At 59.7% G+C, this 17,894-nt stretch carries 19 protein-coding genes; 6 read left to right on the top strand and 13 right to left on the bottom strand.

Annotated elements, in window-relative coordinates; all coding sequences use genetic code 11:
- Positions 1-32: 32 nt before the first annotated feature.
- On the bottom strand, positions 33-857 hold the full coding sequence (locus MHZ97_RS00970; protein ID WP_103795013.1) for a Cof-type HAD-IIB family hydrolase: 825 nt from the start codon (positions 855-857) through the stop codon (positions 33-35).
- A 159-nt stretch (positions 858-1,016) separates the two neighbouring features.
- A complete protein-coding gene (locus tag MHZ97_RS00965; RefSeq protein WP_239312854.1) occupies positions 1,017-1,484 on the bottom strand; it encodes an RcnB family protein in 468 nt (155 codons plus the stop codon).
- 191 nt (positions 1,485-1,675) lie between these two features.
- Here MHZ97_RS00965 and MHZ97_RS00960 point away from each other — a divergent pair, with 191 nt between their 5' ends.
- Positions 1,676-2,050, top strand: coding sequence for a hypothetical protein (locus tag MHZ97_RS00960; RefSeq protein WP_239312857.1), 375 nt, complete (start codon positions 1,676-1,678; stop codon positions 2,048-2,050).
- A gap of 247 nt (positions 2,051-2,297) precedes the next feature.
- Here the strand turns inward: MHZ97_RS00960 and MHZ97_RS00955 are convergent, their stop codons facing one another.
- From MHZ97_RS00955 to MHZ97_RS00945, 3 genes are all read right to left on the bottom strand, one after another.
- Positions 2,298-2,999 carry an EAL domain-containing protein gene (locus MHZ97_RS00955; RefSeq protein ID WP_158253387.1) on the bottom strand — a complete coding sequence of 234 codons (702 nt, stop codon included), beginning with the start codon at positions 2,997-2,999 and terminating at the stop codon, positions 2,298-2,300.
- 312 nt (positions 3,000-3,311) lie between these two features.
- On the bottom strand, positions 3,312-4,406 hold the full coding sequence (locus MHZ97_RS00950; protein WP_103795016.1) for an ABC transporter substrate-binding protein: 1,095 nt from the start codon (positions 4,404-4,406) through the stop codon (positions 3,312-3,314).
- A 108-nt stretch (positions 4,407-4,514) separates the two neighbouring features.
- Positions 4,515-5,810: an HAAAP family serine/threonine permease gene (locus MHZ97_RS00945; protein ID WP_239312860.1), complete on the bottom strand. Its 1,296-nt coding sequence runs from the start codon at positions 5,808-5,810 to the stop codon at positions 4,515-4,517.
- A gap of 365 nt (positions 5,811-6,175) precedes the next feature.
- Between MHZ97_RS00945 and MHZ97_RS00940 the strand changes: the two genes are divergently transcribed.
- Complete coding sequence (locus tag MHZ97_RS00940; RefSeq protein ID WP_103795018.1) at positions 6,176-7,309, top strand: AI-2E family transporter; 1,134 nt, start codon at positions 6,176-6,178, stop codon at positions 7,307-7,309.
- A 114-nt stretch (positions 7,310-7,423) separates the two neighbouring features.
- Here the strand turns inward: MHZ97_RS00940 and MHZ97_RS00935 are convergent, their stop codons facing one another.
- The gene (locus MHZ97_RS00935) at positions 7,424-7,990 is read right to left on the bottom strand and encodes a UPF0149 family protein (protein WP_103795019.1); all 567 of its coding nucleotides are present in this window, start codon (positions 7,988-7,990) and stop codon (positions 7,424-7,426) included.
- A gap of 423 nt (positions 7,991-8,413) precedes the next feature.
- Between MHZ97_RS00935 and MHZ97_RS00930 the strand changes: the two genes are divergently transcribed.
- Positions 8,414-9,724 (top strand): MFS transporter, encoded by a 1,311-nt coding sequence (locus MHZ97_RS00930; RefSeq protein WP_103795020.1) that lies wholly within the window; start codon positions 8,414-8,416, stop codon positions 9,722-9,724.
- Positions 9,725-9,734: 10 nt separating this feature from the next.
- Complete coding sequence (locus tag MHZ97_RS00925) at positions 9,735-10,511, top strand: extracellular solute-binding protein (protein WP_239312863.1); 777 nt, start codon at positions 9,735-9,737, stop codon at positions 10,509-10,511.
- Here MHZ97_RS00925 and MHZ97_RS00920 read toward each other — a convergent pair.
- Complete coding sequence (locus MHZ97_RS00920; RefSeq protein WP_103795267.1) at positions 10,498-11,415, bottom strand: LysR family transcriptional regulator; 918 nt, start codon at positions 11,413-11,415, stop codon at positions 10,498-10,500. The two genes, MHZ97_RS00925 and MHZ97_RS00920, sit on opposite strands and share 14 nt — an antisense overlap.
- 298 nt (positions 11,416-11,713) lie before the next feature.
- Here MHZ97_RS00920 and MHZ97_RS00915 point away from each other — a divergent pair, with 298 nt between their 5' ends.
- Together MHZ97_RS00915 and MHZ97_RS00910 are read left to right on the top strand one after the other, a co-directional pair.
- Positions 11,714-12,337: a pyridoxamine 5'-phosphate oxidase family protein gene (locus MHZ97_RS00915; protein WP_239312866.1), complete on the top strand. Its 624-nt coding sequence runs from the start codon at positions 11,714-11,716 to the stop codon at positions 12,335-12,337.
- 86 nt (positions 12,338-12,423) lie between these two features.
- The gene (locus tag MHZ97_RS00910; RefSeq protein ID WP_103795023.1) at positions 12,424-13,359 is read left to right on the top strand and encodes a LysR family transcriptional regulator; all 936 of its coding nucleotides are present in this window, start codon (positions 12,424-12,426) and stop codon (positions 13,357-13,359) included.
- Here the strand turns inward: MHZ97_RS00910 and mdcH are convergent.
- The 6 genes from mdcH to mdcC all read right to left on the bottom strand — a co-directional run bounded on the left by mdcH (position 13,340) and on the right by mdcC (position 17,888).
- Positions 13,340-14,242: a malonate decarboxylase subunit epsilon gene (gene mdcH / locus MHZ97_RS00905; protein WP_239312869.1), complete on the bottom strand. Its 903-nt coding sequence runs from the start codon at positions 14,240-14,242 to the stop codon at positions 13,340-13,342. The genes MHZ97_RS00910 and mdcH overlap by 20 nt on opposite strands.
- The gene (locus tag MHZ97_RS00900) at positions 14,239-14,859 is read right to left on the bottom strand and encodes a malonate decarboxylase holo-ACP synthase (protein WP_239312872.1); all 621 of its coding nucleotides are present in this window, start codon (positions 14,857-14,859) and stop codon (positions 14,239-14,241) included. The genes mdcH and MHZ97_RS00900 overlap by 4 nt, the downstream gene beginning before the upstream one ends.
- Before the next feature lies 1 nt (position 14,860).
- Complete coding sequence (locus MHZ97_RS00895; protein WP_239312874.1) at positions 14,861-15,820, bottom strand: AEC family transporter; 960 nt, start codon at positions 15,818-15,820, stop codon at positions 14,861-14,863.
- Between the two features lie 142 nt (positions 15,821-15,962).
- Positions 15,963-16,763 (bottom strand): biotin-independent malonate decarboxylase subunit gamma, encoded by an 801-nt coding sequence (gene mdcE / locus MHZ97_RS00890; RefSeq protein WP_239312877.1) that lies wholly within the window; start codon positions 16,761-16,763, stop codon positions 15,963-15,965.
- Positions 16,763-17,596 (bottom strand): biotin-independent malonate decarboxylase subunit beta, encoded by an 834-nt coding sequence (locus MHZ97_RS00885; protein ID WP_239312896.1) that lies wholly within the window; start codon positions 17,594-17,596, stop codon positions 16,763-16,765. The genes mdcE and MHZ97_RS00885 overlap by 1 nt, the downstream gene beginning before the upstream one ends.
- On the bottom strand, positions 17,589-17,888 hold the full coding sequence (gene mdcC, locus MHZ97_RS00880; protein ID WP_103795029.1) for a malonate decarboxylase acyl carrier protein: 300 nt from the start codon (positions 17,886-17,888) through the stop codon (positions 17,589-17,591). The genes MHZ97_RS00885 and mdcC overlap by 8 nt, the downstream gene beginning before the upstream one ends.
- Positions 17,889-17,894 lie beyond the last annotated feature (6 nt).

Genomic DNA, 17,894 nt, shown 5'->3' with positions numbered 1-17,894 from the left:
GACAGCAACGCCGCTGCCCGTCAGCGCCAGATTCAGGCGAACGGCGGCGCGCCCGCCAGCATCTGCTCAATCACCTGCAGCACGCCCGCCTCGTTATTGGCAGGGGCGGCGTAGCGCGCCGCCTCTTTAACCCGCTGCGGCGCGTTGGCCATGGCGAAGCTAAAGCCGGACTGTTTCAGCATCTCCAGATCGTTACCGCCGTCGCCGAACGCCAGCACCTGCTGATGCCCGATGCCCCAGCGCTGCGCCAGAATATTGAGTCCGTTAGCCTTGTGATGACCCGGAACGATAAGGTCCACCGAGCCGTGGCCGCTTGAGGTCGCCGCCACCGCTCCCGCGTGCAGCCGCTGAATATCCGCCATCAGCGGCTCAACGCTCTCGTCGGAGAGATTCAGCGCAAACTTAAACAGCCGATCGTCGCCGGTCTCCTCCAGCGAATCAATTCCCTTTAGCCGATGGCAGTAGTGGCGCATTTTCACCAGCCACTGCTCTTCCACGCCGTTAAAGTAGTAGGCGCTTTCCCGTCCGCACAGGATATAGCGCAGCCCCGGATAGCTGCCTTTTTGCAGCGTCTCGAGTACCGCTCGCACATCCGGACGGGAAAAGGCGCCGCAGAACAGCTCTTCTTCGCCATCCAGCACCCAGGCGCCGTTCTCCGCCACAAAGGCGATTTCGCTGGCGACAGCGGGAAAGAAAGATTTCAGCTGGTAGTACTGATTGCCGCTGGCGACGACAAACTTAATGCCGCGCGCTTTCATCTCTTCATAGCAGCGCATAAAGCGCGGACGATCGTACTGCTTCTGGTTATCGAGAAAGGTGCCGTCCATATCGACCGCCACCATTTTTACCGCTGTCATCGCGACTCCTTAATCAGGCGAAAGGAAACAGTATGGAAGCAAAGCATAGCCTGGCGAGCGTAAAAAAAGAGGTGCCGGCGCGTGCGCGAAGGCGGGTTTACAGCAGAGCGAGGCGGAGAGCAAAGAGAACGGGCGGCCGGGGCCGCCCGGGAGAGAAGCTTAGTTAAAGGCGTTGCCGAGGATCAGCGAGGTGATAATGCCCGTTGCGGCGGCAATCAGTACGTAGTTGCCGTCAATGTAGGACCAGTACTCGCCGCGCGGCGGCTCTGGCAGGCGGCGCTCGCGCCAGTCGTCAACCCGATAGTGGGGGCCGCGATACTCGTGCGGCATCGGATGGCCACGGCGGAAATCGTGTCCGTTCCAGGCGAAATGATCCCGGTCGCGATCGTCATGGCGGTCGCGGTGCGGATTGCCGGCGAAGCGATCGCGGTCCGGGCCGCGGTCCGGGCCGTGACCGTGCGGGCCACGATCGCGATCGTCGTGACGGTCGCCATCGTGACGGTCGCCGTCATGCTGCTGCCAGGGCTGGCCGTGGTGGTCGCCCGGGCCATCAGCCCAGGAAACCGTGGAAATCAGTGAGCTGCATGCAATAAAAGTCGCGATAACGCGTAATGTTGTTTTTTTCATTGTCTACCTCCAGTGGCAACAGCGATAGTCGCGCTGTTAAGCCTTACTATCGGCGATATCGGCTCGAGACTTCATCTCCAAAAGTCTTAAAAATCGGTAACTTACACACTATTACGCCCTTTAGCGCTTCCTTAACACTCGGCAGAAATTGTGGAGACGGCTGGACCTGCGTCCGCACAGCGGACGGCGCGGTGAAGAGAACGGCTTTTCGCCTGCAACAGCGCGGCCTGCGCGGCGGGAAAATTGAACCGGGGGCAAAAATGAAAAACCCGATCGAAAGCGATCGGGGGAATCGAAATTCCTTATTACCGAATACCGGCGAATCCTTGCCAAATCAAGGAAAAACTAGAAGTAACAACACCACATCACGAGTGTTGAAGAATGAGAATAACATCATCGCTATTATTTTGTCAGCGCCAGCCAGCCGAATTAAGATATTTCCTGATTTATATAACGCCTGCCCCGCTTATTTTACGCTTCGAACAAGCGGCTTCGCTAAATATCCCCACCGCGCCTTTTCAGGGCGGGTTAAACAGGTATGGGGTCTGACCAGATTGCACTATTAATTATTTTGACTATTAATTTGCCTGCTAAATATTACTGCCTGAAAAGGCTGGCGCACCGCCCTGTCCCAGGGTCGCACGCCGCTGCGGCTCAGGCGTTGTGAACCGTGGCGCGCAATTATAAAATGACAACTTTATTTTCACTTTATTTACGCTTTGCCTGTTAATCAGCAGCGCGCAAAAAGATCGATATATCTGTCGGCCAGTCAGCACCACACAAAAAGCGCGCCTGTCTGCCAGTAAAATAGCCTCAGCCTAAATATTGTGGCAAATCCTCTATCTCCAGGGCGCTAAAATAGTAGCCCTGCAAGCCGTAAAGCGGGATATGCTCCAGCGCCGCCAGATCGTCTTTATTTTCGACGCCTTCTACAATTATCTGCGGACAATAGCGCTGAATATTGGCCATCAATATCGGAAAAATCGATTTATCTTTCTGTTCCCAGAAAAAGCGCTTGTCGATTTTTACCGCGTCAAATAAACCGGTATAGAGCGCTTCCAGATTAGCGAAGCCGGTGCCGAGGTCGTCAAGGAAGAAACGTATGCCGCGCGCCTTAAGCCGCTGCAGCGCGTCGCGCGCGTCGCGATCCTGCTGAAAATCGATCGCCTCGGAGACCTCCAGCCGGATCACGCTTGCGGTGCTGAAGAGCCAGCCCAGCCGCGCATCTGCCTCCAGCATGGTCACCATATCGCGATCGATATTGACGCTGACAAACAGGTGGTGCTCCTCAAGCAGCGCCACGATCGGCGACAGCTCGCTGAGCTGCGCATAGAGCAGGTCGCGCTTCTCACTCTGCGGCATATTCTCAATCACCATAAAGGGATTGCGCGATTTGCCCGCCAGCGAGGTATAGCGCGTCAGCAGTTCAAAGCCTATCGCAACGCCGCTCTGCGACATAACCGGCTCAAGGATAAATTTTTTACTCAGCGTAGAGGCAAGGGTGTGTGGAGTCATAAAAACCTCGGGCAAAGCCCAAACGGCAGCGATTGCACGCATAAAGCCCGCGAAGGCCGACTGCATGCCAGGCGCTGCCCAATGAATAGTCTGTTTTTGCACTCCCTGTTGCACGGTTTATTACGTCCGCGCGAAATAAACGCGCGCATTTCACCATGTTTTTTTATTTTGGCAATCTTTTTCGACGGGTGACGTAGCGCCGCCTGACAATAGCGGAAACAAAAGTAAATAGCGCTTTGCTTAAGAGTAGCGGAAGATGGCGTGGCAGAAAGGTAAATTAACCGCGCGTTTTGTCAACGCGCGGCCGGTGGCTCAGGGTGCGCTGAGGGTGATGGGCGCATCCGGCAGACGGGTAAAGTGGGTCACGATGTAGTGGTAATCCGCGGTGGGATCGAGCTGCGCAAACGGCTGCGGATAGAGATCTTTCGCCAGAATCTCCATGCCGATAATGTTATAGGGGTGATTATAGAAGTGGTGATAAACCCCATAGACGCGGCCGTTCTCGACGGGCGCAATTTGCTTCAACCCGCTGCGGTTCAGCAAACCGCTAAAGGTGGCTGAGATCTGCTGCGGCGTGGTGTTATAGCCAAACGGCAGCACGCTCTGATTAGGGCGCTTCGAGCCGGTCATAATATAGACGTCCGGCTTCATGGCGATAATCTTCTCCAGCGAGACGAAGCCAGCGTTGCCCGGCAGCAGCGCGGAGCCGATATTCTTACCGCCGACCGCCTCCACCAGCCCGCCCCAGCCGTTGTGGCCGTGGGTGAAACAGCAGTTGTCGCTGTTGCCGGCAATCGGCTCGATAAACACCGTCGGCTTCTGCGGCACCCGGGCGATAGCCGCATCGAGCTGCTGTAAGCGCTGCTGATAAAAGGCGGTATAGTCCGCCGCCTCTTGCTCGCGGTTGAGCACCTTGCCGAGCAGCGCCACGCTGCGCGCGGTGTTCTCTTTCGGGTGCAGCTCATAATCGATAAACAGCACCGGAATATTAAGCCCTTTCAGCGTATCCAGCACGCCCGACTGCTGCAGCGCCGATTTCGCCCGCAGCTGGGCGATCATCAGGTCCGGCTTCTGCGCCAGCACGCTTTCGAGGTTAACCTGTCCCTGATCGTTAAAGCCCATATCGACGATGCTGCTCGCCTGCGGCCAGCGCTGCTTCAGCAGATCCCAGGTCTGGGTATCCTGCTTTTTCGGCAGGTTATTCCACGCCACCACGCGCTTAAAGGGGTTGTCGCGGTCAAGCAGCGCCAGCGCCAGCACGTCGCGGCCATCCTGCAGGATCAGATGCTGCGGCTCATGGTCGAGCCGAATGGCGTTGCCGTCGAGATCGGTGATCTGCAGCGGATAGGTGGTGGCGCCGCACGCCGCCGATGTCAGCAGCCCTGCCAGCAGAACGCCCTTTTTCATCGCTTACTTCCTTAGTAACTAATAATTATTCTCAATAAAGTTAGCATGTTGCGGAGCGTAAAAGCTATACCGCGGCTAAACGGCCCGCGCTTAGCGGGCCACGGCTTTTTAGCTGAGCAGAGAGTAGAAGATAGCGGAGATCGCCACCAGGCCGACCAGCACCACAAACAGATTGCTGAGATGGCCGCTGTATTTGCGCATCGCGGGAACGTGGCGGATGGCGTACATCGGCATCAGGAACAGGATGATCGCGATCACCGATCCGCCGAGGGTTTCGATCATATCGAGAATACTCGGGTTCCAGCTCGCCACCAGCCAGGTGCTGAGCAGCATAAACAGCGCGGTGGCCCGGTTCAGCTTCGCAGGCGCCAGGCTTTTGCCGCGGCTGTGCAGCATTTTGTTTACCAGCCCGTTAAAGCCTTCACGCGCGCCGAGATAGTGGCCGAGGAAAGATTTGGTAATGGCAACGATGGCGATCAGCGGGCCGAGCCAGGCGATGACCGGAACGTTAAAGTGGTTGGCGAGATAGGAGAGTATGGAGATGTTCTGCGCCTTCGCTGCGGCGAGATCCTGCGGCGACAGGCTGAGCACGCAGCTAAAGACGAAAAACATCACCGTCGCCACCATCAGCAGATGGGAACAGGCGAGAATTCGCGAGCACTTGCGCTCAGCGCCCTCGCCGTACTCTGCGCGCTTGGCCACCGCGAACGAAGAGATGATTGGCGAGTGGTTAAAGGAGAAGACCATCACCGGAATCGCCAGCCACAGCGTCATGGCGATCCCTTTGCCGCCGTCGCTGTTATGCAGCGACAGGGTCTGCAGCGCCGCGCCGTGCCAGTGCGGGATCAGATAGACCGCCAGCAGCATCAGCACCGCGACAAAGGGAAAGACCAGAATGCTCATCGCCCTGACGATCATCTGTTCGCCGAAGCGCACCACAGTCATCAGGCCGATAATCAGTATCAGCGACAGCAGCACGCGCGGCGGCGAAACCAGCCCCAGCTGGTGTTCGATAAAGCTCTCTACCGTATTGGTGATCGCCACGCTGTACATCAGCAAAATGGGAAAGATGGCGAAAAAGTAGAGCAGCGTAATGATTTTGCCCGCGCTGACGCCGAAGTGCTCTTCCACCACGTCCGTAATATCCTCTCCCGCGTTTTTACCGGAGAGCACAAAGCGGGTCAGCGCGCGGTGAGCGTAAAAGGTCAAAGGAAAGGCGAGGATCGCCATAATGATCAGCGGCAGGAGACCGCCAACGCCCGCATTGATCGGCAAAAAGAGAACGCCTGCGCCGATAGCGGTGCCGTAAAGCCCCAGCATCCAGGTGGTGTCGGTTTTGCGCCAGCCGCGTTCAGCGGGCGCCTCTGCGGCTGCGGTCAGCGCGCCGGTTTGCGTGGTTTTCATCTGCCTGTCCTGTCTTCATGACGTCAACGCCGTCGAGGGTGAGTAGGCATCGACGGCCGCATGGCCGCGCCGCCCTGCTCTGCCGCGGGGCGGCAGCGCGAGAGATCGCGGCAAAAAAATCGCTTCTCCGCAGCGGGAGTAAACGATTGCGCAGGATTTTTACACACCTTAACGACAGGCTTCAACCGCGATGCGCTAATCGTGCATATTTCGGCCGGATATCGGCGATTGCAGCGGCCAGCCGCGTGGTTGCAGGCCGCCGACGCACCTGGCTTAAATTTTTAAACGAAACCACAGATTGGCGTTACAAATGGCGGTCGTGCGTTCTATAGTTCACCCGCAACACTTAACCCTGAGGTTTATGCATGCGTGTTAAAGGACTAAATATCGGTTTCTTCATCGTCATCCTGGCGATAGTGACCGTTGCGTTTTTTGATGTACTGGCGCCCTACTTTTCCCCGATTCTCTGGGCCGCTATCCTGGCGGTGATCTTCGCTCCGCTGAAAACCTGGCTGCGCCACAAAATGGGCGATCGCAACGGCGTGGCGTCGCTGGTTACGCTGCTGATCATCTGCCTGATTGTGTTTACGCCGCTGGCGATTATCGCCTCTTCGCTGGTGGTAGAGATCAACACCCTCTACCTTAAGCTGCAGACCAATTCGGCGCAGTTCCCGGCGGTATTCGCCGATCTGCTCCACCACCTGCCGCGCTGGCTGCGCAGCTTCCTCTCTGAGCATGAGATGAATAACGCAACGCAGATCCAGCAGAAGCTGTCGACCTTCGCCCTGAAGGGCGGGCAGTATATGGCGGGCAGCGTTTTCCTGATCGGCAAAGGCACCTTTACCTTTACCGTCGGCTTCGGCGTAATGCTTTATCTGCTCTTCTTCCTGCTGAAGGATGGCTCCTATCTGGTGCATCTGATTCTGGAGGCGCTGCCGCTTTCGACCTACGTGAAGCATCACCTGTTTATGAAGTTCGCCGCCGTTTCGCGCGCCACGGTTAAGGGCACGGTGGTGGTGGGTATTGTGCAGGGGATTCTGGGCGGCCTGGCCTTCTGGTTTGTCGATATCGACGGCAGCCTGCTGTGGGGCGCACTGATGGCCTTCCTGTCGCTGATCCCCGCCGTGGGCTCGGCGATTATCTGGGTGCCCGCCGCGATCTTCTTTTTCGCCACCGGCGCGCTGTGGAAAGGGCTGTTCCTGGTCGGTTTCTTTGTGGTGATCGTCGGGCTGGTGGACAATATCCTGCGCCCGCTGCTGGTGGGCAAAGATACCAAAATGCCTGATTACCTGATTCTGATCGCCACCTTAGGCGGCATGGAGATCTACGGCATTAACGGCTTTGTGATTGGTCCGCTAATCGCCGCGCTGTTTATCGCCTGCTGGAACCTGCTGTCGGGCAAAGATAACCGCGATAACGTCGAAGAGATTGACGAAGAGTTTATCGAGGAAGGGAAAAAGCATTCTGACGAGGCGGCTATCGTCAATGACCGCGGGTAGTCGAACGTTTTTTTAAGCTGCATCCTCTCTGCGCGCGGCAGAGAGGGCGAAGCGCAGTCGGGTTATCTCTCCCGCGCTGGCAGTACACTGAGGGCCGCTTACGCGGCCCTGCTTTTAGTGAATCGCGTCGGTTTTGCCACGCCAGTGGTTATAGAGACGCAGCGCCGCAGGCTGAATCGCGTCGGTGCTCTGCAGATAGGCGATCTCATCCATTCCGTCGAGTTTCTCAACTTCGTTGATATCGCCATGCAGCGCAATGGCCTGCAGCGACGGCTGTAGTTCCGCCGGCAGCGCGGGCCACGCCGCCAGCGCGACGCCGGTCATATAGCCGAAGCACCACTCCTCCACCACCAGCAGTTCACGGCCGTCCATTTCCCGGTAGCCAAACAGCGGCTCAAACTGCTCCGGGTAGAGGCTGAGGCGCTCGGCGATATCATTCATCATCCGCGCCGCCAGCGTATTAAAGCGCTGCTCATCCGCCGGATCGTCCCACGCCGGCGCGCTTTCGCCCCAGATAACCGGCTTCATTGCATCCAGCGCCAGCGGCGACGGGCTGGAGAGCGCGGCGGTGAAAAGACCGTCCAGCTCGCTGATATCAATCAGGCCGTCTTCGCTGTCGTGCTCCATCAACACATCTTCCATCCACTCGATTTCGTCTGCGTTCAGTGGGCCTGTAGCCATGGTAATTCCTCTTGTGGTGTGTCGAAGGTGGGGGCGGCGCGCGCTGGCAGGCAGCCCTGTGAAAAGTTGGGTGAGAGAACGGCGTCTCAGCAGGGAATCCGTTTTACTGCGGCTAGTGTGCCTGAGAGCAGGCGCGAAGCCAACCAGAGAGTCCGGCTGCGGGCCGACGCCCTCTCTACGCCTGGTATGAAGCGGGTCACGAATTTGATAAAGGAAAACCGGGCCGTCAGAGGCGCCTCGCGGCCGCTTTATACGCGCTATCGCCAGTGGCTGCCGTGCCTCGCCCGCTTCAGCAAATATATTAATGTGCAACACGCATCAATCGATACATAAAATGCACTTATTAACTCTCCTTTCCTGTTCCAGTCTTTAGTCACAACAAAGTAATGATTCATTAACATTACGTAAACGCTGGAGCATTTAATGGAAACCACCTCTGCACCAATCAACACGGTTCGCGCCCGGGCTGGCGCGATCTTTCGCGTCACCTCGGGAAACTTTCTCGAGCAGTTCGACTTTTTTCTGTTCGGCTTTTACGCCACCTATATCGCGCACACCTTTTTTCCGGCGAGCAGCGAGTTTGCCTCGCTGATGATGACCTTCGCCGTTTTCGGCGCAGGCTTCCTGATGCGTCCCATCGGGGCGGTGGTGCTGGGCGCCTATATCGATAAGGTGGGCAGACGCAAAGGGCTGATCTTCACCCTCTCGATTATGGCGACCGGCACCTTCCTCATCGTGCTGATCCCTTCCTATGCGGCGATCGGCTACTGGGCGCCGCTGATTGTGCTGGTGGGCCGGTTGCTGCAGGGCTTCTCCGCCGGCGCGGAGCTGGGCGGCGTCTCGGTTTATCTCTCTGAAATCGCCACGCCCGGCAAAAAAGGCTTCTATACCAGCTGGCAATCCGGTAGCCAGCAGGTGGCCATTATGGTGGCGGCGGCGATGGGTTTCGCCCTTAACGCCCTGATGGATGAGAGCGCGATTCGCGAATGGGGATGGCGCATTCCTTTCCTGTTCGGCTGCCTGATCGTGCCCTTTATCTTCTTCCTGCGCCGCAATCTGGAAGAGACGGCGGAGTTCAGCGCGCGCCGTCAGCATCCTGAGATGCGCCAGGTGTTCAGGACGCTGCTCGGCAACTGGAAAACCGTGATAGCGGGCATGCTGATGGTGGCGATGACCACCACCGCCTTCTATCTGATCACCGTCTATGCGCCGACCTTCGGCAAAAAAGTGTTGATGCTCAGCGCCTCGGACAGCCTGCTGGTCACGCTGCTGGTGGCGGTATCCAACTTTATCTGGCTGCCGATTGGCGGGGCGATCTCCGATCGCTACGGGCGTAAGCCGGTGCTGGTCACCATGGCGCTGATCGCCATCGCCACCTCCTACCCTGCCCTTAAGTATCTGGCGGCCGATCCGAGCTTCTACTCAATGCTGGGCGTGCTGCTGTGGCTCTCGTTTATTTACGGACTCTATAACGGCGCCATGATCCCGGCGTTAACGGAAATCATGCCGGTCTCCGTACGCGTTGCGGGCTTCTCGCTCGCCTACAGCCTTGCCACCGCGCTGTTTGGCGGCTTTACGCCCGCCATCTCCACCGCGCTGATTGAAGTGACCGGCGATAAAGCCGCGCCCGGTTTATGGATGAGCTTTGCCGCCGTCTGCGCGCTGCTGGCGACCCTGTTTCTCTATAAGCAAGAGGCGGTCCATCATCACGCCGCTAAAAAAACCTTTGGTTAAGGAAAAACAGATGAAAAGAGTGTTACCCCGCCTGCTGCTGATCGCGCCGCTCTGCGTGATGAGCTGGGATGCACCGGCAAAAGAGATCACGGTGATGATCTCAGGCGGCTTCAAGGCCGCATGGGAGAAGCTAAACCCCGCCTTCGCCGCCGACAAAGGCTATACCATCAGAACGGTGCCCGGCCCGTCGATGGGCCAGTCGCCGGAGGCGATCCCTAACCGGTTAGCCGCCGGCGAAAAAGCGGACGTTATTATTATGGTCGGCTACGCGCTGGACAAGCTCGACAAAGAGGGGCGCCTGCTGCCCGGCTCGCGCACCGAGCTTGCCGATTCAAAAATCGGCGCGGTAGTGAAAAAAGGCGACGCCGTCCCCGATATCAGCACGGTAAACGCGCTCAGGGCGACGCTGCTGAAAGCGCACTCTGTCGCCTATTCTGACAGCGCCAGCGGAAAATATGTTGAGTCGACGCTGTTTAATAAACTGGGCATCGCTGAGCAGCTGAAGCCGAAAGCGAAGATGATTGAGAAAACCCCGGTGGCGCAAAGCGTCGCCAGCGGCCGTTACCAGATCGGTTTCCAGCAGGTCAGCGAACTGCTGCCGGTGGCCGGCGTAACCTTTATCGGCAAGCTCCCGGAGGAGATGCAGTATGTGACCCGCTTTGCCGGCGCGGTCTCCAGCCGCTCTACCCAGCCGGAAGAGGCGAAAGCGCTGCTGGCCTATCTCTCTTCGCCAGAGGTGCAGCAGCAGATTCAGGCAACCGGCCTGGATTCCGTTAGCGGCCGTTAGCCTGCCCCTCAGCCGCGTTTATCGCAATAATCATCGCCTCCAGCTCACCGGCAAGATGCGGCAGCTCTTGTCCGGTGCGCTTCACAATGCCAACCGTGCGGCGCACGGTTGGCTCATTCAGGGGAATGGTGGCTAAAAACGGATGTGCTGTTTTCGGCATCGCCATTCCCGGCACAGCGGCGATCCCCAGCCCGGCCTCTACCATGCCCAACAGCGTCGTGACGTGACGCGTTTCGCAGACGCTCGGCTTTTCCGGCTCGATGCCGCTCAGCGCCTGATCGAGCAGGTTGCGGTTGCCCGAGGATTTATCCAGCCAGACATAGGGCCAGCGATAAAACTCCCGCCAGCTCAGGCTCTTCCTGTCGGCGAGCGGATGGTTGCGCGGGCAGACGGCGACATAGGCCTCATCCACCAGCGGCAAAAATCTGACATCCGGCTGCGGCGCGCCGGTAAAGCTCAGGCCGAAATCGGCCTGGCCTGAGATTACCGCGTCGTAGACGTCGCCCGCGCTGGAATCGATCAGCCTGATACGCACGCGCGGATAGTGCAGCTGAAACTGCGCGATAACTTTGGGCATAAAATAGTAGGCGGCCGACGGCACGCAGGCGACGGTCACCAGGCCGGTTCGGTGCGGATTGAGATCCCCGACGTCGGCAATGGCGCTCTCGAGATCCTTCAGCACCTGCTGCGCGCGAGGCGCGAAACTTCGGCCCGCCATGGTCAGGCTCACCCGCCGCGTGGTTCTTTCGAATAGCCTGACGCCAAGCGACGTCTCTAACTTATCGATGCGGCGGCTCAGTGCCGGTTGAGAGAGATGAATCGCCTCCGCGGCGGCTTTAAAGCTCCTGAAGGTCACCAGAGCCTGAAAAGCGTAGAGATCGTTAAGGTCGACGTTTAACGTCATCGGCTTCATATCGCAGTAGGTTCCAGATTGACGGCGGTAAGCGCCTTATTCTACAGGGATATGCCGCCGTTGCGGGGATCTTTGCTGCAGCGTCGCCGCTCTCCCGTCACCTTAATCCTCTTTGCAGGCGACCAGCCCGCCAAAAAACGCCGGCGGCCGGTCAGGTCTCGCGCTGGCTGGTGCAGAACGAGACCCCAACCGGACGATTGCTGGCGTAGCCGCAACAGCCGGTGCGTCGCCGCCCGCCCTGGGGTATAAAGGAGGCAGGCACATTTCTGCATACTGAGGCGGTGACGTGATGACGGATGAAAAAAGAGGCATTACCCGCGAAGCGGAACTGGAAGCGATCTATGGCGCGGTCGCCAGACCTTCGCTAACCAAGGAGACCGACCATATCCATCCCGCCTACCGCCCTTTTATCGAGGCCTCGCCTTTTGTGGCGCTGGCGACCTCGGGGCCGGGCGGGCTTGACGTCTCGCCACGGCGCGATCCGGCTGGCTTTATCACCATCGAAGATGCGAAGACGCTACTGCTGCCTGACCGACGCGGCAACAACCGCATCGATAGCCTGCGCAATATTCTGCACGATAACCGCGTGGCGCTGCTTTTTCTGATCCCCGGCATTGGCGAAACCCTGCGGGTGAACGGCACGGCGGAGATCTGCACCGATCCCGCGCTCCTCAGCCGCTTCGCCGTCAATCGCCAGCTGCCGAAAACGGTACTGCGCATCGCGGTGGAGCGCGTCTTTTTTCAGTGCAGCCGGGCGATTATTCGCGCAAAACTCTGGGACCCCGCCGCTCAGATCGCGCGTGACCGGCTGCCCACTCCGGGCACGATTCTGCATCAGCTTTCCCAGGCGGAAATTGACGGCGACGCCTATGACCAGGCGCTGCCCGATCGCTTAAAGAGCACCCTTTACTGAGCCTGGGCGGCGCGCCGGGTTTTGCATCTTCTGTGGCGTCAGGATTACCATTTACGCTTCGGTTAAGGAGACCCGCGAGGATAACAATGCGCAACGATATCAATCAGGAGATTACCTTCCGCAAGCTCAGCGTGTTTATGATGTTTATGAGCAAAGGCAATATTGCGCGCACGGCGGAGGCGCTCGATCTGAGCAGCGTCAGCGTGCATCGTGCGCTGCACACGCTGGAAGAGGGAATCAACTGCCCGCTGTTTATCCATAAGGGACGCAATCTGGTGCCGCTGCCCGCCGCCTGGACGCTGCTGGAGTATTGTCAGGATGTCACCGCGCTGATGAGCAAAGGCATCGAAGAGGCAAGGCAGGTAGCGGGCGTCGGCTGTGGCCGCCTGCGCATCGGCACGCTCTACTCGCTTACGCTGGAGACCATTCCCCGCCTGATTATGGGCATGAAGCTGCGGCGGCCCGCGCTTGAGCTCGATCTCACCATGGGCTCCAACCAGATGCTGCTGAATATGCTTGAGGATGACGCGCTCGATGCGATTCTCATCGCCACCGACAGCGGCCAGCTCAGCGGCGCGAATTTCGATGTGATCCCGCTGTTTCACGATGATATTTTTCTCGCCGCGCCGGCGGGTGAAAAGCTCGATACCACGCAGGAGGCGGATCTGCGCGACTACGCCGACCGCGACTTCGTCTCGCTGGCGGAAGGCTTCGCCACCTACGCCGGATTTCAGGAGGCGTTTCAGGTGGCGGGATTCGAACCGCGCATCGTCACCAAAGTGAATGATATCTTCTCGCTGATAAGCCTGGTGCAGGCGGGCATGGGCTTCTCGCTGATCCCCGGCCGCATGAGAAAGGCCTATGAGAGCAGCGTGCAGCTGGTGAGGCTGGCAGAGCCTTACCAGATGCACCAGCTGGTTTCCATCGTCTACTCACACCATCGCGAGCGCGATCAGGATCTGCTGGCGCTGGCCGCGGAAGGCCGCATGTACGCGCGCAGCCTTAGCGGTTCAGCCGCGTAGCCAGGTGACACGCAACCTCAACGCTGTTGCGCGCCATGCAGATCGCCTCGCCCTGCCAGCCCGCCTGAAGCGTCAGCCCGGTCAGCACATTGCCCGGCGGCATCTCAATCGCCAGCCTGGCGTCGCGCTGATTGGCGGCGATAACCGCGTCGTTCCACTGCACGGTGCGCGCCATATTGTACGCCAGATCGTCGGCGATTCTGGCCGGCTCCCAGATCACGCGCCCGCTGGAGCCGCTCAGGTAGGCGCACGCGGGCCGCGACAGCGAGACCGAGGCGAAGGCGCTGGCCAGCTCGGCGGCGGGCTTATCCAGCAGCGCGCAGTGGGACGGCACGCTGACCGCCAGCCGCGTCGCCTTGCTGGCGCCTGCGTCGAGCGCCTTTTGCGCCACCGCCGCCATATCCTCGTCGCGTCCGGCGATCACCGTCTGGGTCTCCGCATTGATATTGGCGATATAGGTATTGCTGCCCACCATCAGCTTTTCCAGCCGGGTTAGCGTCAGGCCGACGATAGCGGTCAGGCCGTAGCCGTGGGGATAAGCGCGCTCCATCAGATCGCCGCGCAGCGCCACCAGCCGCAGCGCGTCGGCGAAATCGAGCGCCCCTGCCACCACGGCGGCGGGATAGGCACCGATCGACAAGCCGCTGACAATATCCGGCTTCACGCCGTTTCTGATCAGCTCGCGCGCCCAGGCGACGCCGACGATCAGCAAGCAGAGCTGCACCGCGCGGGTGTGACGCAGCGACTCGGCGCTGTCGAGCGCGTCGGTCTCCTCCCCCAGCACCGCGCGCACGCTGCTCAGCAGCGCGTCGCCATCGGGCAGATTGCCCAGCATGCCGGGACGCTGCGTGCCCTGGCCGGGAAAGGTAAAGAGTATTTTCATAAAGTCTCCCTGCTCCAGGGTGAGGTGGTCAGCAGCGGGCCAGCGGCGGTTTTTACCAGCGCGCGCCCGTCGCGCAGCCACTCGCTGAGCGCGAAGGCGCCTGACGGCGTTTCAACCTGGGTATCGACGCGGCACGGCAGCCTCTCCGTCTGCGCCTGCCACTGCTGTAAAAGGTCGCGCGCCAGCGGCTGCGGCGCGCGGATGGTTAAGTCGAGATCGCTGCCGGAATGCAGCACCGGAATAGCCGTCGCCAGCGCGTAGCCGACGCTGCCGGTAATGCCCCAGCGCCAGGGCCAGCTCAGCTCGCTGAGGGCGAGCGCCGCCTGAACCGGGGGAAAAGCCACAAACGGCGACGCCAGCAGGCAGGCGCGCTCGGCGACCCTTTCTGGCGTGGTGACGCGCAGGATATCCGCCGCCTGCACCCAGGCGGCGGCGCGCTGCTCCCGCCGCGCGCCGCGCACGCCGACCGGAATACGATCCGCCGTAACGACATCGCGCCGCACCACCACCGGCAATCCGGCGTGCCACTGCTCGCTGACCCACCCCTCGTTTACCGACAGCAGTGCGCTATCGGCGCGAAGCCAGAGGAGATCGTGAGGGCGTGGCGTCAGCGTCATATCAAATACCTGAAGTCAGAGTAATAAACAGCGGCAGGGAAAGAATACACAGGATCGAGCTGAGCAGCAGCACCGCCTCCGCATCGGGCGACTGCACGCCAAAGCGGTTGCCGAAAACCACGCCGAAGAAACCGGCAGAGAGCGCGATCATCAGGATGGCGGTAATGGCAACCGGGCCGCTCAGGCCGAGCGCGAGCACAATTCCCCAGGCGATAAAGGGCTGAACCAGCAGTTTGACGACGGTGCCGACGCCAACCACCGCGTTGAGTTTCAGCTTACGCGCTGAGAGGATCACACCGGTCAGGAACAGCGCAGCCGCCGTGGCCGCCAGTCCCAGCGGTTTAATCGCCGACAGCACCAGATCCGGCATGGTAATACCGATGGCCGACAGCACCACACCCACCAGCGGGCCAAGCACGATCGGTTTTTTCACCGAACGCCACATCAACACCGGCAGCATGGCAAGCGTTGATCCCTGGTTCTCGCCCGCGGTGCGCGCCTTTTCGCGCTCCAGAATCAGCAGGCAAAGCGGCGTCAGCAGAACGGAACCGCAGGCGATGGATATCGCCACAGAGAGCGAGGTGGTGGCGTTTTCACCCAGTACGCTGCCGAGGATCGGCAGGCCCAGCGCGGCGTAGTTTGGCAGCGCTACGGTCAGGGTCAGCACGGCAGCATCCTGGGGCGATTTTTTAAAGACTTTGGTCGCCATAAAATAGATAAACGCATAGGTAATCCACATGGCGCCGGTAAGGACCACAATCAGCGGCCACTGCGCCACTATTCCCGGCCAGGAGGTCTGTACCGTGGCGCTGAACAGCGCGGCAGGCAGCGCAAAGTCCATAACGAAGATATTTAGCAGCGAGACATTTTTATTGTCGACCATTCCCGCTTTACCGGCCCAGAAGCCGAGCAGCATGATGACAAATATTGGCGCAAGGGCATGAACAATTGTGTAAATCATAAATCACCTGTATTTAAGAAATAAGATTTCAGTCACGCGATGTTTATAATTTCTAAAAGCGGCCCCTGCGCCGGGGTGCAATGACGCACCCCGAACGGACCGTTTCCGGCAGGTCTTTTTTTTATTTATTTAGTTACGGCTATTACCAGGCTGCGCGCATTCGCTCGCGCACCAAAGATGAGCTGCGGCGGTTTTCCGCGCCGAGCCGGGTTTTCAGGGAGGGATCCTGACGCGTATCGGCAATCGCCTTTTGCAGCGCAATCTCTACCTGCGCCAGATCGGCGTCGGACGGGGCGTCAGGATTGCCCACCGTCAGCAGATCGGCCAGCAGGCCCAGCGTGGCAAAGTTGCTGACGTCATAGGCCATCGGCGGTATGGTCGCCGCCAGTTTCTCCAGCGCGTCAACCGTACGCAGCGTAATACGCGCGGCGGACTCTTTCCCCATCGCATGGACCAGTACGCCCCGATCGTTAATGGCGATCAGGCGGTTCGCCTGGTAGCCGTGCGCCAGAAATGCCCCCGACATCGCCTTGCCAACGATCAGACCGATCACCGGATGGCCGGCGAGGCGCGCTTTGGCATAGGCACCGGCGGCACCCGCCAGCGCCTGATGAATGCCGAACGCCTCTTCGCGTCGGCCATAGGCCTGGCTCGGCACGTCAATCACCGCGATAATCGGGCGCTTCACGCTGCTGTTTTGATCCGCGTCGATGGTTTCATTCACCACCTTCGCCAGCGTCCAGCCCTCCAGCAGGCCCACTTCGCCTTTGGCGGCGCGGGGATAGTGGTTGTTTGCATCGGGTACGACAGCGATCAGACGGACCGGCTCGCCGTTGAGTTCGCCATCGGCTACCTGAACCGAGTCGCACAGGCCGCTGAGGCGCTGCGCATTAGGTGCCAGTTTTTCCAGCCAGGTCGCACCGCGGCTGATAGTCTGGGTCATTATTTATCCTCCCGGGCAAAAAGCTGTTTAATCTGCGCCGTATCCGCCTGCTGACGCGTATCGAAACCGGTCAGACGCGGCAGAAAGTCGGCATAGTTGTCGCTGCGATGCTGCGTCGGCACGCCCTTCTCGATAAAGCTGTTCATCGCGCTTTTCACGGCGTTGACGCCGTCATCGACCAGCGCATCGACCAGGCCGCTCGCATAGCGGATTTCACCGCCGGTCATGCTCCAGATAAAGGGGCGGTCGCGCGAGTCATACTCGTCAATGCCCGCTTCCTGCTCGATAACCTGCGGGCCGTTCAGCCCCAGCCGCGCCTCGCGCGTCACAATCAGGTAGCTGCAGAGCGCGGCAGCAATCGACATGCCGCCGAAGCAGCCAACGGTGCCGGCGATAATGCCGATAACCGGCGTATAGCGGCGCAGATCGACAATCGCGGCGTGGATATCAGCAATCGCCGCCAGCCCCAGATTCGCCTCCTGCAGGCGCACGCCGCCGGTCTCCAGACAGAGCACCGCCTGGGTCGGAATGCCGTTGCGGTTGTCTTCCGCCGCCAGCTCCAGCGCCGCCGCCATTTTCGCGCCGGACACTTCGCCCATACTGCCGCCCTGGAAGGTGCCTTCGATGGCGATCACCACGGCGGACTGGCCGTTAATGGTGCCGCGCGCCACCACCATGCCGTCGTCGGACTGCGGCACGACGCCCTGCGGCGCCAGCCAGGGGGACATGATCCCCTCAAAGGGATCGAGCAATTCGCGGTAGCTGCCTTCATCCAGCAGCGCATGGGCGTGCTCGCGGGCGCGCAGTTCGATAAAGCTGGGATCGTTACGCATGGCTCACCTCTTCAAAAACCTGTTCGATACGGATGCGCGCAACGCCCGGCGTCGCGCCGAAATCGTGGATCACCAGCTGCCCGGCAGGCAGGCCGTTGATCAGGCTGAGGCGGTCAAACAGCGCCTTCCAGCGAGCGTCGCTGTTGTCGAGAGAGGTGGTGATATCAATACTCAGCGTTTGCCCTTCGGCGGCGGTGAACAGCACTTCCATATCACCGGAGCCAACGACCCCTGCAAGCGCTCTGCCGCTGAAGGTGCGGTTAGCAGGGAAAGATAATGTGATGTGTTCCATAACGTC

The sequence above is a fragment of the Pantoea sp. ACRSC genome (genome assembly GCF_022346785.1).
GTDB classification, from domain to species: Bacteria; Pseudomonadota; Gammaproteobacteria; order Enterobacterales; family Enterobacteriaceae; genus Pantoea; species Pantoea alvi.
Note: the sequence above shows the minus strand (reverse complement) of the source record. Positions and strands in the feature narration are given on the sequence as shown.